General features: G+C 71.8%; 14 protein-coding genes and 1 tRNA gene. 7 read left to right on the top strand and 8 right to left on the bottom strand.

Annotated features, from left to right (window positions below; translation table 11 throughout):
- Positions 1-69 precede the first annotated feature (69 nt).
- The 5 genes from H181DRAFT_RS08445 to H181DRAFT_RS08430 all read right to left on the bottom strand — a co-directional run bounded on the left by H181DRAFT_RS08445 (position 70) and on the right by H181DRAFT_RS08430 (position 4,402).
- The gene (locus H181DRAFT_RS08445) at positions 70-840 is read right to left on the bottom strand and encodes a class E sortase (RefSeq protein ID WP_254666763.1); all 771 of its coding nucleotides are present in this window, start codon (positions 838-840) and stop codon (positions 70-72) included.
- Between the two features lie 26 nt (positions 841-866).
- On the bottom strand, positions 867-2,693 hold the full coding sequence (locus tag H181DRAFT_RS29835) for a class E sortase (protein WP_052708503.1): 1,827 nt from the start codon (positions 2,691-2,693) through the stop codon (positions 867-869).
- 5 nt (positions 2,694-2,698) lie between these two features.
- Entirely contained in the window at positions 2,699-3,358 is a 660-nt protein-coding gene (locus H181DRAFT_RS08435) for an aminodeoxychorismate/anthranilate synthase component II (protein ID WP_045863671.1), read from the bottom strand.
- Entirely contained in the window at positions 3,358-3,525 is a 168-nt protein-coding gene (locus tag H181DRAFT_RS29350) for a hypothetical protein (RefSeq protein WP_045863670.1), read from the bottom strand. Before H181DRAFT_RS29350 ends, H181DRAFT_RS08435 begins: the two co-directional genes overlap by 1 nt.
- A 142-nt stretch (positions 3,526-3,667) precedes the next feature.
- Positions 3,668-4,402: a DUF881 domain-containing protein gene (locus tag H181DRAFT_RS08430; RefSeq protein WP_045863669.1), complete on the bottom strand. Its 735-nt coding sequence runs from the start codon at positions 4,400-4,402 to the stop codon at positions 3,668-3,670.
- Between the two features lie 131 nt (positions 4,403-4,533).
- On the opposite strand from H181DRAFT_RS08430, the gene crgA reads away from it, so the two are divergent.
- On the top strand, positions 4,534-4,794 hold the full coding sequence (gene crgA, locus H181DRAFT_RS08425) for a cell division protein CrgA (RefSeq protein WP_045863668.1): 261 nt from the start codon (positions 4,534-4,536) through the stop codon (positions 4,792-4,794).
- Between the two features lie 340 nt (positions 4,795-5,134).
- Here crgA and H181DRAFT_RS08420 read toward each other — a convergent pair whose 3' ends face one another.
- Both H181DRAFT_RS08420 and H181DRAFT_RS08415 read right to left on the bottom strand, forming a co-directional pair.
- Entirely contained in the window at positions 5,135-6,040 is a 906-nt protein-coding gene (locus H181DRAFT_RS08420) for a rhomboid family intramembrane serine protease (RefSeq protein ID WP_045863667.1), read from the bottom strand.
- Positions 6,041-6,144: 104 nt separating this feature from the next.
- Positions 6,145-6,672 (bottom strand): peptidylprolyl isomerase, encoded by a 528-nt coding sequence (locus H181DRAFT_RS08415; protein WP_045863666.1) that lies wholly within the window; start codon positions 6,670-6,672, stop codon positions 6,145-6,147.
- 206 nt (positions 6,673-6,878) lie between these two features.
- Between H181DRAFT_RS08415 and H181DRAFT_RS08410 the strand changes: the two genes are divergently transcribed.
- The 4 genes from H181DRAFT_RS08410 to H181DRAFT_RS08395 all read left to right on the top strand — a co-directional run bounded on the left by H181DRAFT_RS08410 (position 6,879) and on the right by H181DRAFT_RS08395 (position 11,961).
- Positions 6,879-7,640: a DUF5324 family protein gene (locus H181DRAFT_RS08410; protein ID WP_045863665.1), complete on the top strand. Its 762-nt coding sequence runs from the start codon at positions 6,879-6,881 to the stop codon at positions 7,638-7,640.
- 178 nt (positions 7,641-7,818) lie between these two features.
- Positions 7,819-8,223 carry a hypothetical protein gene (locus H181DRAFT_RS08405; RefSeq protein WP_045863664.1) on the top strand — a complete coding sequence of 135 codons (405 nt, stop codon included), beginning with the start codon at positions 7,819-7,821 and terminating at the stop codon, positions 8,221-8,223.
- Between the two features lie 181 nt (positions 8,224-8,404).
- The gene (locus H181DRAFT_RS08400) at positions 8,405-10,510 is read left to right on the top strand and encodes an MMPL family transporter (protein ID WP_045863663.1); all 2,106 of its coding nucleotides are present in this window, start codon (positions 8,405-8,407) and stop codon (positions 10,508-10,510) included.
- 56 nt (positions 10,511-10,566) lie between these two features.
- Entirely contained in the window at positions 10,567-11,961 is a 1,395-nt protein-coding gene (locus H181DRAFT_RS08395) for a cryptochrome/photolyase family protein (RefSeq protein ID WP_045863662.1), read from the top strand.
- A gap of 519 nt (positions 11,962-12,480) precedes the next feature.
- On the opposite strand, the gene H181DRAFT_RS08390 is transcribed toward H181DRAFT_RS08395, so the two are convergent.
- Positions 12,481-12,553: transfer RNA gene (locus tag H181DRAFT_RS08390), tRNA-Ala, on the bottom strand.
- 127 nt (positions 12,554-12,680) lie between these two features.
- Between H181DRAFT_RS08390 and H181DRAFT_RS08385 the strand changes: the two genes are divergently transcribed.
- Positions 12,681-13,235, top strand: coding sequence for a helix-turn-helix domain-containing protein (locus tag H181DRAFT_RS08385; protein WP_045863661.1), 555 nt, complete (start codon positions 12,681-12,683; stop codon positions 13,233-13,235).
- A 165-nt stretch (positions 13,236-13,400) separates the two neighbouring features.
- Positions 13,401-14,795, top strand: coding sequence for a serine/threonine-protein kinase (locus H181DRAFT_RS08380; RefSeq protein WP_045863660.1), 1,395 nt, complete (start codon positions 13,401-13,403; stop codon positions 14,793-14,795).
- Positions 14,796-14,859: the final 64 nt, after the last annotated feature.

Below are 14,859 nucleotides of genomic sequence, written 5' to 3'. Positions count from 1 at the left end.
GCGCGGTCAGGCGCCGATTCGCGGAGAGGTCAGCCGGACAGCGCGACCGACGATCGCATGCCGAACCGCTCAGCGCAGTTCCTTCGGCGGGGTCCGCTCCGGGTCGACGTCCTCCGTGCGCTCCAGCTCGCCCCACACCACGTACCGGTACGTCGAGGTGAAGACCGGGGTGCACGTCGTCAGGGTGATGTAGCGGCCCTCTTCCTTCTTCCCCGACTCCTTGGGGACCGGGTCCAGGACGTCGACGTTGTACTTCGACGTGCGCGGCAGGATCGAGAAGACCTTGTAGACGAACCACGTGTTCTTCGTCTCGAAGACGATGGCGTCGCCCTTGCCGATCTTGTCGATCTTGTGGAACTTGGCGCCGTGCCCGTCCCGGTGGGCGGCGAGCGAGAAGTTGCCCGACTGGTCCTGCGGCATCGCCGACTTCACGGGCTTCGTGTAGTAGCCCGCGGCGCCCTTGTTCAGCTCCTCGGCGTCCGTGCCCTTCATCACCAGCACGTCGCTCTTCGACATCGACGGCACATGCAGGAAGCCGATGCCGTCCTTCGTGTCGAGGCTCCCCGGGCTCCGGTCCTTCAGCCAGCTCTGCCTGACCTTGTCGCCCGCGCGCTTGGAGTCGCGGTCGGCCAGCACGTTCGTCCACCACAGCGAGTACCCGACGAACAGCGCGAGCACGAGGCCCGCCGTGATGAGGAGTTCGCCGAACACACCGATCACCGCGGAGATCCGCCTGCGCCTCGTGCCCGTCCTGCTACGGGCCGGGGGTTGTGGATCCGGTGGCGGCTCCGTGGCCGACGCCCCCCGCTGCCCGGCCCCGCCGTGGTCCCTCTCTGACACCCCTACCGCCCGTTTCCGCTGTTCCCCTACCCGACAAGCGCGTCCGGCTTCCCCTTGCTCCTCGGACGCTCCTCGACCATTTTGCCCCATACGATCAGGCGGTACTTCGAGGTGAATTCAGGGGTGCAGGTGGTCAGTGTGATGTAGCGCCCCTTCTTGGTGAATCCCGACTTTTCAGGGATGGGTTTGATCACGCCGGTGTTCGAAGGGGACGTGGACGGGAGCCGGTTGGCCAGTTGGTACGTGTAGAACTTCGTTCCGGTCTCCACGACCATCTTGTCGCCCGCGACCAGGCGGTTGATGTAACGGAACGGCTCCCCATGGGTGTTGCGGTGCCCCGCCAGAGCGAAGTTGCCCGTCTTGTCCCACGGCATCGCCGACTTGACGGGCTCCTTGTCGTAGTGCCCGACGAGGCCCTTGTCGAGGACGGCCGGTTTGGACACGCCCTGCGCGATCGGCACCCGCACGTCCAGCTTCGGGATGTAGAGGATCGCGAACCCCTCGCCGGGCGCGAAGTCGTCGGCCCTGCGCTCGGGGTCGATCGAGTTCCCGGCCTTCTCGCCGCCGTCCCACTGTGCCGCCAGGTCCTGCGCGGCGCCGCCGGCCTCCTGGCCGGCGAGCACGTTCGTCCACCAGAGCTGGTAGGCCACGAAGAGCAGCATCAGCACACCGGCAGATATGAAGACCTCGCCGAGGAAGCGGCTGGCGATGATCGCGGGGCCCTCCCGGCGGGCACGGGCGGCACGCCTCGCCTCCAGCCTGGTTCCCGCGAGCGGACGGACGTCGGATTCACGGAACCCGCTTCCCCTGCCGCCGCGGCCCTGAGCGGAACGACGGCGAGCCGCACGGCCCAGAGCCTCGAGGTCGGACCTGCGCAGCCCGAAGGTGTGGGTCTGCTCGGCCTCGCTCTCCGCGAGCGGCCTCGCCGCGGACGGCCGCATGAGATCCGGGGACGCCGCGGACGGGGCGGTCCCCGCCTCGCCGACGGCGGGCAGAGCCGCGGTCTCCGAGAGCCCCGGACGCCGCCCTGGAGCGGCCCCCTGTCCCGGCCGCGGCGCGGACGGGCGCCGCGCGCCGGCACCGGGTCCCGTACCGGGGCCCGCGGGCGGTGCGGAAGCGGGCGTCTGTCCCGGGGCGTGGGCGGACTGGGCTCCGAGGCGCCGCACCCGGGGCTGCCCGGGAGGGACGTCCTGGCCGGGCCGGCCCGCGTAGCGCTGTGCCTCTCCCGCCGTGGGCCCGGCGCCCGGTGCGCCCGGCCCCGGGTAACCGGCGCGCCCTGCGCCCGGTTCGCCGCGGGGGCCGCGCCACTGCTGCCGTCCGGTCTCGCCGTCCTCGTACAGCGCGCTCCTGTACGGCGCTTGACCATCCGACACCGGAGACGGCACGGGCCCCTGGCCCGTACGGCTCTGGCCCGTGCGCCCCTGTGCCGGCTCTCCCGGTTCGCGGTGCGGCCGGAACCACGGGGAGACGTCGTCCTGCGGCCCCTGCGCGTAGGGCTGGTCCTGCCCGTACCCCTGCGAGCGGCCCGGGCCGCGACCGCCCTGCGACGGGTACTGCTGGGACGGGTACTGCTGCGACGGGTACTGCTGCCCCTGGTGCCCCTGCGCCGGGGAGCCGGGCGCGGTGTACCCCTCGCCCCGGCTTCCGCCGCCGGCCTGGGCGCTCTGGCCGGGGAGCGGGTCGCTCAGCGGGTCGGAGAGCGCGTCGACCGCGGCCTGGAACGTCTCGGCCTGCGCGTAGGGGTCGTCGTGGGCACCGCCGCTCTGCCCGTACGGCGAACGGCCGTAGGGGTACCCCTCGCCGTGCCCATCGCCGTACGGCTCCCCGTAGGGGCTCTCACGATCCGGGGGCACCCCCGTCACCTGCCCCCCGCACCCGGGCCCGCGGCAGCGGCGGGCCTCACCCCGGCCAGCTCCCGCGAGCGTTCGACGGCTTCCGTGTCACCGCACTCGGCAAGCCAGTTCGCGAGCATCCGGTGGCCCCATTCCGTCAGCACGGACTCCGGGTGGAACTGGACGCCCTCCACAGGGAGTTCGCTGTGCCGCAGCCCCATCACGAGCCCGTTCGCGGTACGGGCGGTCACCCGCAACCCGTCGGGCACGGCGGCCTGTTCGACGCCCAGCGAGTGATAGCGCGTGGCGGTGAACGGCGAGGGGAGCCCGGCGAAGACGCCCTCGCCCTCGTGCTCGACCTGCGAGGTCTTGCCGTGCAGCAGTTCGGGCGCCCGTCCGACCACACCGCCGTAGGCGACGGCCATCGACTGCATGCCCAGGCAGACGCCGAAGACCGGTACGCCGCTGTCCGCGCAGTGGCGCACCATCTCCACGCAGACGCCCGCCTGTTCGGGCGTGCCCGGCCCCGGGGAGAGCAGCACGCCGTCGAAGCCCTCGTCGGCGTGGCGGAGTTCGGTCTCGTCGTTGCGCACGACCTCGCACTCGGCGCCCAACTGGTACAGGTACTGCACGAGGTTGAAGACGAAGCTGTCGTAGTTGTCGACGACGAGGATGCGGGCGCCCATCAGCTCCCACCGCCGTCGACGGTCACGTCGTTGAAGGGCAGTAGCGGCTCCGCCCAGGGGAAGACGTACTGGAAGAGCAGAAAAACGACCGCGAGCACGAGCACGAGCGAGCACAGCGCCCGCACCCATGTATTGCCTGGCAGGTGCCGCCAGATCCAGCCGTACATCCCTGCGTGCCGTCCTTTCTTCCCTGCCTCGCTGCGTCAAGGGCCGTGCCGTCCTGACCGTCCGGGCGCGTCCCCCAGACTACGGGGCCCCGGCAGGGTGCCGTGCCTCAGTCGGGGAAGTACCGCCCGCCTCGCCCCGACGTCACCCGATGGGCTTCGCGTAGCGCAGGTCGACCGTCCCCGAGTAGCCGGGCAGGTTCACGGACTTGCGCTCGTCGACCTTCCAGCCGAGATCGTAGGCGTCGACGTACTGGAGGTAGTTCTGGATCGCCGGGGACTCGTCCAGCGCCTTGTTGAGCTTCTCCTGGTCACCGACGGCGGTCACCTTGTACGGAGGGGAGTAGACGCGGCCCTGCAGGATCAGGGTGTTGCCGACGCAGCGGACGGCGCTCGTCGAGATGAGCCGCTGGTCCATGATCTTGATGCCTTCCGCGCCGCCCTTCCACAGCGCGTTGACCACGGCCTGCAGGTCCTGCTGGTGGATGACGAGGTCGTTGGGCTGGGGCTCGGGGACGCCGGGTACCTGGGCGGTGGCGTTGGGAGGGGCGTCGTCGAGGGTGACGGTCAGGCCGCCTCCGGAGACCTTGCGGGTGCCGGCGTCCTTCTCGAGGCCCGTCAGCTTCCTGGTCTCGGTGCTGTCCGGGCTGTCGCGCCGGGCGAGGCGGTCGACCTGGCTGCGCACCGCCGCCGCGGAGGAGTCGAGTTCGGCGTTCTTGCGGCTGCGCTCCTGGATCAGGTCGGAGAGGCGCAGCATCGAGGAGTCCGTGCGCAGGTCGGTACCATGTGCGGTGTTGAAACTGATCCAGAAAATGAGACCGGCGAGGGCGAAAACCCCCAGCGTGGCCAGCCGTGCCGGGCGGATGCGCAATCTGGTCACCGTACCCTCGTCTCCTCAGACCGCGGGGAAGCACTACGCTAACGGACCACCACAGCGTCACACCCCCTCGGCCCCATGAAGAGGGGGCCCCTCTACCGCGGTCACGAAGCGCGTCGACAGGAGAGACTCTCGTGCCGAAGTCACGGATCCGCAAAAAGGAAGACTTCACTCCGCCCCCGGAGAAGAAGGCGACCGAGATCAACCTCGGCGCCACGGGCGGCCGATGGGTGGCACCGCTCATGCTGGCGCTCTTCCTCATCGGCCTCGCCTGGATCGTGCTGTTCTACGTGACCGAGAGCAAGCTGCCGGTCGAGTCGCTCGGAAGCTGGAACATCGTCGTCGGCTTCGGCTTCATCGCCGGGGGCTTCGTCGTCTCCACTCAGTGGAAGTAGGGCGACAGCCTCTCCGCTCGCGCACTCCCACGCAGGTCACGCATGCCCGGAGCCGAGTTATCCACAGACTGATCCACAGGGCTGGAAAACTTCACAAGATCTGTGGATAACTCTGCGGGGGTTGACGCCCGTCATCCCACTGCCTCGCGGGGTGACACCTCGCACACCCCTTCTGGGCAGCGAAAACGTACCCGTGCGCGAGTCTGGACAGCCGTTCCCCGCGCCATGCACAAGATCGCAGGCGCTCTGTGGACAACAGTGCGGAAAACCGCCGGTCAGTGCGGCGAAGCCGCCTGCTCGGCCCCGGCCCCGCACCGCCGAGCACAGGGGGGCCGCACGTTCAGGCAGTGAGCTGCAGCGTGCGTACGACGCAGGCCGCGATGATCAGCGCCAGCACTCCCGCGCAGGCGGCGTACTGCACGAGCGTCCGCTTCTCGCGGGGCGCGTGCACCATCGCGTAGGCGATCAGCACCCCCACGACCAGGCCCCCTATGTGCGCCTGCCAGGAGATCCCTTCCCAGGTGAAGGTGAAGACCAGGTTGATCCCCAGGAGGATGAGGATCGGCCGCATGTCGTACTTCATGCGGCGCATGAGGATCGCCGTCGCACCGAAGAGGCCGAAGATCGCGCCGGACGCGCCGAGCGAGGCCTGCCCGGGCGAGGAGTCGAAGAAGGGCAGGGCACTGCTGAAATAGGTCAGGGCACTGCCGCCCAGCCCCGAGAGCAGATAGAGCGCCGTGAAGCGCAGCCGTCCGAGGGCGGCCTCCAGCGGCGGGCCCAGGAACCACAGGCCCAGCATGTTCATCGCGATGTGCCAGATCTCCTGGTGGAGGAAGATCGAGGTCAGCAGGCGGTACCACTGCCCCTCGGCGACGCCCTCCACCGGGCCGTACGGCACGGCGATGGCCTGCCCGAACAGCATCAGATCCCTGACCAGCCGCTCTCCGACGATCAGTACGCCGACGAAGAGGGCGGCGTTGACGCCCAGAAGAACCTTGGTGACGAGGCGGCGGTCGCCCCCCGCGATGACACCGCCCGCTATCGTGCGCGGCCGGCTCGCCGACGGCGCGTGCCCGGTGCCCGAACCGCCCTTGACGCAGTCGGGGCACTGGAAGCCGACGGAGGCCGTGATCATGCAATCAGGGCATATCGGGCGCTCGCAGCGGACGCAGCTGATGCCCGTCTCCCTGTCCGGGTGGCGATAGCAGTACGTCACCTGGGGTTCCGACTGGCGCTGGCCCTCCATGAGCTCATCCCTCCGCCTTGCTGCGGGTGCGGAAGCGTTCCGCCCCGTCCTCTCCTACGGTCGGACGGGGCGGAACGGTTCCCGGCACTCCTCCGTCACCTGCGTCAGCGACGCTCGATCACGACCGATTCCAGGACGACGTCCTGGACGGGCCGGTCGGTGCGGGGGTTGGTCTGGATACCCGCGATGGCGTCCACGACCTTCTGGCTCGCCGGCTCGGTGACCTCGCCGAAGATGGTGTGCTTCCCGGTCAGCCAGGCGGTGGCGCCGACCGTGATGAAGAACTGCGAACCGTTGGTGCCCGGCCCGGCGTTCGCCATGGCCAGCAGGTACGGCTTGCTGAAGGCGAGGTCGGGGTGGATCTCGTCCCCGAACTCGTACCCGGGGCCGCCCGTGCCGTTGCCCAGCGGGTCACCGCCCTGGATCATGAAGCCGCTGATGACCCGGTGGAAGACCGTACCGTCGTAGAGCTTCTCGGTGGTCTTGCTGCCGGTCTCCGGGTGAGTCCACTCACGCGAGCCCTCTGCGAGCTCGACGAAGTTCTTGACCGTCTTCGGCGCGTGGTTCGGGAAAAGCTGTACCTCGATGTCGCCGTGATTGGTCTTCAGGGTGGCGTAGAGCTGCTCGGCCACGATCTACCTTCCATCTGTCCGTACTGACCCGTCCGATCCTCCCACGGACGCGCTCCGCACGGAGTACGCACCGATGACCCGGATGCTGCCTGCAACGGGCTTGAGTCGGAGCAGCCAGGCATGATCTTCGAAACGGGTGGAAAACGACACTGTGTCTATGGGAGGAACCCACGAGCCCGTGACACGCCACCGAGGAGGAGGAACCCGTGACCCGCATCGACAGCGTGCGCGCCGCGACCGGGAGCACCAAGGAAAGCGTGCGGCACGCAGCGGAGGTCGTGGCCCCCTACGCAGGGACCGCCAAGGACACCGCAGTGCACTATGCGCACGAGGCGGGCGCGCGGCTGGGGCCGAAGGTCTCGCACGCCGCGCGGCAGGCCCGTACCTCGGCGCGCGACGGGTACGACCAGCACGTCGTGCCCCGTATCGCCCAGGCTCGCAAGAGCCTGCCGCCCGAACTGGACAAGGCCGCCACGAAGGCCGCCAAGCGCACGCGCAAGGCGGCCCGCAAGGCGACCAAGTACGCCGCGCCGCGCATCGAGAACGCCGTCGCGGAGGCCCGTACGGCATCGGGCCCGGTCCGGGAGGAGGCCGCTTCCCGCAGCTCGGCCGCAGTCGCGGCTCTGCGCGGGCAGGTGAGCGCCAAGGAGATCGAGAAGCTGGTGCGCCGCCGCGACCGCCGTGCCCGCAGGGGCCGGCTCGCCAAGCGGCTCGGGCTGCTCGGACTGCTGGCCGGCGGTGTCTACGCCGCCTGGCGCTGGTGGGACAAGCAGGCCAACCCCGACTGGCTCGTCGAGCCGCCGGAGGCCACCGAGGTCGGCGACCGCGCGTCGCTGTCGTCGGTCGACGGCGACGGCTCCAGCCGCCGGTCCGGCGACGGGCGGAAGCCCAAGTCCGAAGCCGAGGCCAAGGCGGAGGAGGCCAAGGAGGCCGAAGCGAAGGCCAAGGCGAGGCGGCGCAGCAGCTAGGAACGTGTCGCGCGCCACACCGGGCGCGACCGCGATCTGCGTGTGGGCCGGCAGACACGTGTCTGCCGGCCCACACGCGTCGCGGCCCCGTCCCGGGAGGCTGACGGCACGGCCGGCGGCCGGGCCGCAGAACCGGGCGCACGTCGCCCGCAGAACCTGAGAGGCAGGTGAACGACGCGTGCGTACAGGGCTGTTGAGGACCATCGGCACCGTCACGGCGCTGTACGGGCTCGCGGTGACGGCCCGTCCCGATCTGCTGGCCGTCCCGTCCGGACTCGTCGACGGCGCGGGCCGCACGGCCGGGCACACGCGGATCTCCCTGCGCCCCCTCGCCTGGCGCGACATGGCCTCGGGAGCCGCCATGGCGGCCGCCCCCGAGGGCGCCGCGCTCACGACGGCGACGCTGGTGCGGATCTCGGCGGACCTCGGCGACGCTCTGCTCCTCGGCGCCACCCTGCCCGGAAGAGCCAGGAGATTCGGCGCCGTCGCCGTCTCACTGGGATGGGGCGCGCTGTCCGTGGCCGGGCTCCTCGGCAGGCCCCGCGCCGGACGGGGGCGTACGCGCGGGGCGGACGGAGGCTGACGCGCACCGCTCCGAGGGCGGCGACGTGGACGGACGGGCCCGCGCGGCCCGGCAGTTGGCGCTGTTCCCGCACCTCTGCGGCTCGGCGGCGTACCGCCGGTAGCACCCCTGAGAGCGCTGGCTAGGCTCGTCCGGAACACACATCTGAAGACCCGCAGCGCACCCCGACAAGGAAGACGCGATGCCCTCCGCACAGCGCACCGCCCGGTGGATCACCCCGGTCGTACTGGTCGTCGTCTGGCTCCTGCTCGGCGGCCTCCTCGGCCCGTACGCGGGGAAACTCGGGGAAGTGGCCTCGAACGACCAGGCCTCGTTCCTGCCGCAGAGCGCCGAGTCGACCAAGGTCAGCGATCTGCAGAAGGGCTTCGCGCAGGAGCAGTCGCTGCCGGCGGTCGTCGTGTGGACGGCGGAGGACGGCGGGAAGATCACCCCGCAGCAGCGCACCGCCGCGACCCGCGCTCTCGCCTCGCTGTCCGGTGACGAAGGGATCACCGGCAAGGTCTCGCCCGCGCTGCCCAGCAAGGACGGCCAGGCGCTGCAGGGCGTCGTGCAGGTGCGCTCCGGGCTCGGCGGCGAACTCCCTTCGGTCGTCGAGCACATCAGCAGCGCCACCGACCGCGTCGAGGGGGCGCGGGCGGAGCTCGGAGGACCCGCCGCGAGCCAGGCCGACCTCTCGGAGGCCTTCTCCGGGATCGACAGCCTCCTCCTCGTCGTGGCGCTCGTGGTCGTGCTGCTGATCCTGCTGCTCGTCTACAGAAGCGTGCTGCTGCCCATCGTCATCATCGTCAGCGCGGTCTTCGCGCTGTCGCTGGCGTGCGCCGTGGTGTACGTGCTGGCACAGGACGACATCGTCCGCGTCGACGGCCAGGTGCAGGGCATCCTGTCGATCCTGGTGATCGGTGCGGCAACCGACTACGCGCTGCTGCTCTCGTCGCGGTTCCGGGAGGAACTCGCCGTCCGGGGCGAGCGGTTCGCCGCCATGCGCTCGACCCTGCGGGGCTCCTTCGGCGCCATCACCGCCAGCGCCGCCACCGTGGCGCTGGGCCTGCTCGCGCTGCTGCTGAGCGACCTGACGAACAACCGCGCGCTCGGTCCGGTCGGCGCCATCGGGATCGTCTGCTCCGTCATCAGCACCTTCACCTTCCTGCCCGCGGTGCTTGTGCTCGTCGGCCGCGCCGCGTTCTGGCCCGCCAAGCCCAGGACCCCGACCGACCCGGACGGCGGCGCCGAGGACGGGGCGAAGGCGTCCTCGACCGGCCTGTGGGGCCGCGTCGCCGCCCGCGTGGACCGGTCGCCGCGGCGTATCTGGGCGGGAACCCTGCTGGCGCTGCTCGTCTTCGCCGCGTTCTCACCGCAGCTGAAGTCGGACGGCGTCCCGCTCAGCGAGATCTTCGTCAAGGACGTGCCCTCCGTCAGTGCGCAGGCCACCCTCAGCGAGCACTTCCCCGGCGGCTCGGGAAACCCGGCGGTGATCATCGCTGACGCCGGCAGCGCACGCGCGGTGACCAAGGCAGCCGCCGGTACGGACGGCGTCGTCACAGCGGCACCCGTGTCGGAGTCGGGCCGCCCCGGCCAGGGTGAACCGCTCGTGGTGAACGGGAAGGTCCGTATCGACGCCACCCTCGAGGGAAGCGCCGACAGCGACGACGCCAAGCGGACAGTGCAACGGCTGCGTTCCGCCGTCCACGACGTACCGCGGGCAGACGCACTGGTCGGCGGTTACACCGCCCAGCAGTCGGACATCCAGACGACGGCCGAGCACGACCGGTCCCTCATCGTCCCCGTGGTGCTGCTGATCATCCTCGTGATCCTCGCCGCGCTGCTGAGGGCCCTGGTGATCCCCGTACTGCTCGTCGCGACCGTCGCGCTCAACTTCCTCGCCACGCTGGGCGTCGCCACACTGGTCTTCGACAACCTCCTCGGCTTCGAGGGGACGGACGCGTCGGTCCCCCTGTACGGCTTCGTCTTCCTGGTGGCCCTCGGCGTGGACTACAACATCTTCCTGCTCACCCGCGTACGCGAGGAGGCGCTGAGGCACGGCACCCGCGCGGGCATCCGCAGAGGACTGACCGCCACCGGCGGAGTGATCACTTCCGCCGGGGTGGTGCTGGCGGCGACCTTCGCCGCGCTCGTCGTGATCCCGCTGGCCTTCCTCGTCCAGATCGCCTTCATCGTCGCCTTCGGCGTGCTCATGGACACGCTGGTGGTCCGCTCGCTGCTCGTGCCGGCGCTGGCACGCGACATCGGCCCGGCCATCTGGTGGCCGGGGGCGTTGCGCCGCCGGTGACGCGGGGGGGGGGGGCGTGGTGAGCTGTCCGCGGAGACCGCCGAGAGGATTCCGCGATGACCCAAGCCACCGCGTCCGTCGCCCTGTTCACCGCTGACCTGCGCCTGCACGACAACCCCGTGCTGCGCGCCGCGCTCGACTCCGCGCACGAAGTGGTGCCGCTCTTCGTACTGGACACAGGGGTGCACGCGGCGGGCTACGACGTCCCCAACCGTCGCGCCTTCCTCGCGGACTGCCTGCGCGACCTGGACGCGGGCCTGCGGGAGAGAGGCGGGCGGCTGATCGTCCGCGAAGGCGACGTGGTCCGCGAGGTGTGCGCGGCGGCATCGGAGTGCGGCGCGCGGCAGGTGCACATAGCGGGCGACGTCAGCCTCTACGCGCAGCGCCGGGAGGGGCGGCTGCGGAACGCCCTGGACGCGGACGGGCGGCAGCTGTGCGTGCACGACGCGGTCGTCACCGCCCTGCCGCCCGGCGAGGTGACGCCTGCGGGCGGCGACCACTTCGCCGTGTTCACGCCGTACTTCAGGCGCTGGACGAGCGCGGGACCGCGCGGGGTGATCCAGGCGCCCCGCACCGTGCGGGTCCCCGAGCGCGCCTCCTCGCTGCCGGTGCCCTCGCGCGAGGACACCGCCGGCGTCTCACCGGGCGTCGCCGCGGGCGGCGAGCGCGAGGGCCGGGCACGGTTCGCCGCCTGGCGCGGCCGGCCCATGAAGGCCTACGCGGACCGGCACGACGACCTCGCCGCCGACGCCACGTCCCGTCTCTCGCCCCATCTGCACTTCGGGACGCTGTCCGCAGTCGAACTCGTCCACAGGGCGCGCCGGACCGGCGGGGAGGGCGCGGAGGCGTTCGTGCGCCAGCTCGCCTGGCGGGACTTCCACCACCAGGTCCTCGCGGCCCGGCCCCGCGCCTCCTCCGAGGACTACCGGCCCCGAGGCGACCGGTGGCGCCACGACGACGCCGAGATCGCCGCGTGGCGGGACGGCCGCACCGGCTACCCCCTGGTCGACGCGGCGATGCGGCAGCTCCGCCACGAAGGATGGATGCACAACAGGGCGCGGCTGCTGACGGCGAGCTTCCTCACCAAGACGCTGTACGTCGACTGGCGCGTCGGCGCCCGCCACTTCCTCGACCTGCTCGTCGACGGCGACGTGGCGAACAACCAGCTCAACTGGCAGTGGGTGGCGGGAACGGGGAACGACACCCGGCCCAACCGGGTGCTCAACCCCCTCACGCAGGCACGGCGCTTCGACCCGGACGGCACGTACGTACGCCGCTGGCTGCCCGAACTCGCGGACGTGCGGGGGCCGTCGGTGCACCAGCCGTGGAAGCTGCCCGACCGCGAAAGGGCGCGGCTCGACTATCCGGAACCGCTGGTCGAGCTGTCCGCCGGAGCCGACCGCTTCCTGCGGGCGCGGGGGCTCGAGGGGCGTTCGACGCGGGCGGGCTGAGCCCGGCCGGCGTTCCGCTTCGCTCCGGGTGCGAAAAGTTCGCGCTGGTGAAGAGGGGTGGGGCACCGCAGCGGACCATGGCCACCCGCCTCCGTGTGAGGCGGTGCACATGCGCCGCCGCCGGGGAGGCAGCCTCCGCGCCGCCGGAGTGCACGGGACGTCCGACGAGCGTCGGCCCGAACAGCGATGGGCACGGGCGCACCCGCGGGATGCCCGTCGACCGCGGCCGCCCGTAGGAGGCTGCGCCCTGGACCGTCGCCGCGTCGGGCGGGGAGGGATCCGGGCACGCTCCGGGAGCTTGAGCCCGCGATGCGCGGGGTGCTCGGTGCGCGGGGGCTCGGGGGGCTCGGGGCGCTCGGGGCGCTCGGCGCTCGGTGCGCGGGGAGCGGCCCGGGCCGGGCGCCCGTCAAGTCCCGTACAGGACCGGGCAAGCGCCGCACCGGGCCCGCCCCGGGCGCCGCCGGAACGCGAACAGGGCCTCCGAGGCGGCGTACACGCACTTCGGAGGCCCTCGCGGTGTGGAGCCTAGGGGAGTCGAACCCCTGACATCTGCCATGCAAAGACAGCGCTCTACCAACTGAGCTAAGGCCCCGCTCCGCACAAGAGTACCGGGTCCGCAGAGCGAATTCCGACCGGGTATCGCCCCCCGTCGGCCGCCGTCCGTAGGATGCACGCAAGTTCGCGCCAGCGAAGCGCCAGGGGAGTCCAGGGGAGACGAGATGGACGCAGCACAGCAGGAATCCACCGCGAAAGCGCGTGAGCTGCAGACCCAGTGGTACGGGGAGCCGCTGGGAACGCTCTTCCGCCGGCTCATCGACGACCTCGGCCTCAACCAGGCGCGTCTCGCCTCCGTACTGGGCCTGTCGGCGCCCATGCTGTCCCAGCTCATGAGCGGGCAGCGGGCGAAGATCGGCAACCCCGCCGTCGTACAGCGGGTGCAGGCCCTCCAGGAGCTGGCCGCAGAGGTCGCGCGCGGTGAGGTCAGCGCCGCGGACGCCACGCAGCGGATGGAGGAGGTACGCCGCACGGCGGGAGGCAGCGTCCTCAACAGCACGGCGCAGACGGCGTCTTCGGGCAGCGCGTCCCAGACGCCCGTGAAGCGCGTGGTGCGGGAGATCCAGTCGCTGCTCAGGTCCGTGGCCGACGCCGCCGACATCCTGGACGCCTCGTCCGCACTCGCCTCGACACATCCGGAACTGGCAGAGTTCCTCCGGGTGTACGGCGCGGGCCGCACCGCCGACGCGGTCAAACACTACGAGTCCCACCAGGACTGACACGGGGCCCGGCGCGGCCCGCACGACCGCGGGGCGCGGTACGGGACCGGCAGGGGGCCGGGCAGGGGTACAGCACGCACCGGAAGACCGGGCGTGCCGGGCGCTTCGGGTGGCCGGCAGCGGGCGACCGCGCCGTCGAGGAACAAGGGGCAGGGGCACAGGTTCATGGGTGAGGTCTTCGCCGGCCGCTACGAGCTGGCCGACCCGATCGGACGGGGCGGAGCAGGCGCGGTGTGGCGCGCCTGGGACCGCCGCCGCAAGCGCTACGTCGCCGCGAAGGTCCTCCAGCAGAGCGACGCCCACTCGCTGCTGCGCTTCGTGCGCGAACAGGCCCTGCGCATCGACCATCCGCACGTCCTCGCCCCGGCGAGCTGGGCCGCCGACGACGACAAGGTCCTCTTCACCATGGACCTCGTCAGCGGCGGCTCGCTGGCCCATCTCATCGGCGACTACGGCCCGTTGCCACCGACCTTCGTCTGCACGCTCCTCGATCAGCTCCTCGCGGGGCTCAACGCGGTGCACGCCGAGGACGTCGTGCACCGCGACATCAAGCCCGCCAACATCCTGCTGGAGCCCACCGGGAAGGGCCGGCCGCATCTGCGGCTGTCCGACTTCGGCATCGCCATGCGCAAGGGCGAACCACGCCTCACCGAGACCGACTTCATCGTCGGCACGCCCGGATACTTCGCCCCGGAGCAGATGATGGGCGCGGACCCGGACTTCACCGCGGACCTGTACGCCGTGGGCCTGGTCGGGGTCTACCTGCTGACGGGGCGGAAAGCCGACTCGATGGAGATGCTGGCCCGGTACGAGCACGGAGTGCCGCCCGCCCCCGAGCGGGTGCCCGAACCGCTCTGGCAGGTGCTGGGGCAGCTCCTCCAGCCGGCACCGGAGCACCGCTTCCGCACGGCCACGGGTGCCCGCAAGGCGCTGGCCGCCGCCGTGGAGCTGCTCCCGCCGGATGCGACGGCGGAGCAGGAGATCGTCGAGGTCTTCGACCAGATCGGGCCGCTTCCCCCTGGCTTCGGACCCGCCGGGCCCCTCCGGGACGGAGCGTCCGCCGGCACGGCGACGACCGCGCCGGGGTCAGGGGGAGCGGGAGCCGGTGGCGCGGGAGCCGGTGGCGCTGTGGCCGGTGGCGTGGCGGCAGGCGCTCCGGCGTCCGAGGCGCTGCCGTCCCCCTCGGAGACCGGCAGCTTCCATCTGCCGCCTCCCCAGGGCGGGTTCGGCGGCGTCCCCGAGCAGCCCCGCACGCCGCCGACGCCCACGCCGGTACCCGTGTCCGCGCAGCCGGCGGCGCCGCACGCGGAGACCGGGCCCGGGCAGGGGGCGCCCCAGCCGTACCAGCCGTACCAGTCGCTTCAGCAGGGGGCGCACGCTCCCGGGGTGTCCGGGACGCCGCCGGCGGGCCGGGACTCCGCCACGGGAACGGCCGCCGCTCCACCCGGCGGTCCCGCTGCCGCACGCAGACCGGGACCGCCCCCGAAGGTTGCGGTCCCGGTGCTGATCGTCGCTCTGCTCTGCCTGGCCGTGGGTGTCTGGGCCCTGACCGCGGCCTGACCGCGCCCTGACCGGCAGCGGAGCCCCGAGTACCGGGGGCCGGTCCCCCGCGGACGCCCGCGTC

The sequence above is a fragment of the Streptomyces sp. WMMB 714 genome (assembly GCF_900090125.1).
Lineage (GTDB): Bacteria > Actinomycetota > Actinomycetes > Streptomycetales > Streptomycetaceae > Streptomyces > Streptomyces daqingensis.
Note: the sequence above shows the minus strand (reverse complement) of the source record. Positions and strands in the feature narration are given on the sequence as shown.

What these genes read in the sequence shown, in the direction of transcription:
- H181DRAFT_RS08385 (WP_045863661.1), top strand. Translation starts at nt 12,681, where the DNA reads ATGGACGCAGCACAGCAGGAATCCACCGCGAAAGCGCGTGAGCTGCAG.
- H181DRAFT_RS08420 (WP_045863667.1), bottom strand. Translation starts at nt 6,040, where the DNA reads ATGGAGGGCCAGCGCCAGTCGGAACCCCAGGTGACGTACTGCTATCGC.
- H181DRAFT_RS08395 (WP_045863662.1), top strand. Translation starts at nt 10,567, where the DNA reads ATGACCCAAGCCACCGCGTCCGTCGCCCTGTTCACCGCTGACCTGCGC.
- H181DRAFT_RS08380 (WP_045863660.1), top strand. Translation starts at nt 13,401, where the DNA reads ATGGGTGAGGTCTTCGCCGGCCGCTACGAGCTGGCCGACCCGATCGGA.
- H181DRAFT_RS08435 (WP_045863671.1), bottom strand. Translation starts at nt 3,358, where the DNA reads ATGGGCGCCCGCATCCTCGTCGTCGACAACTACGACAGCTTCGTCTTC.
- H181DRAFT_RS29350 (WP_045863670.1), bottom strand. Translation starts at nt 3,525, where the DNA reads ATGTACGGCTGGATCTGGCGGCACCTGCCAGGCAATACATGGGTGCGG.
- H181DRAFT_RS08400 (WP_045863663.1), top strand. Translation starts at nt 8,405, where the DNA reads ATGCCCTCCGCACAGCGCACCGCCCGGTGGATCACCCCGGTCGTACTG.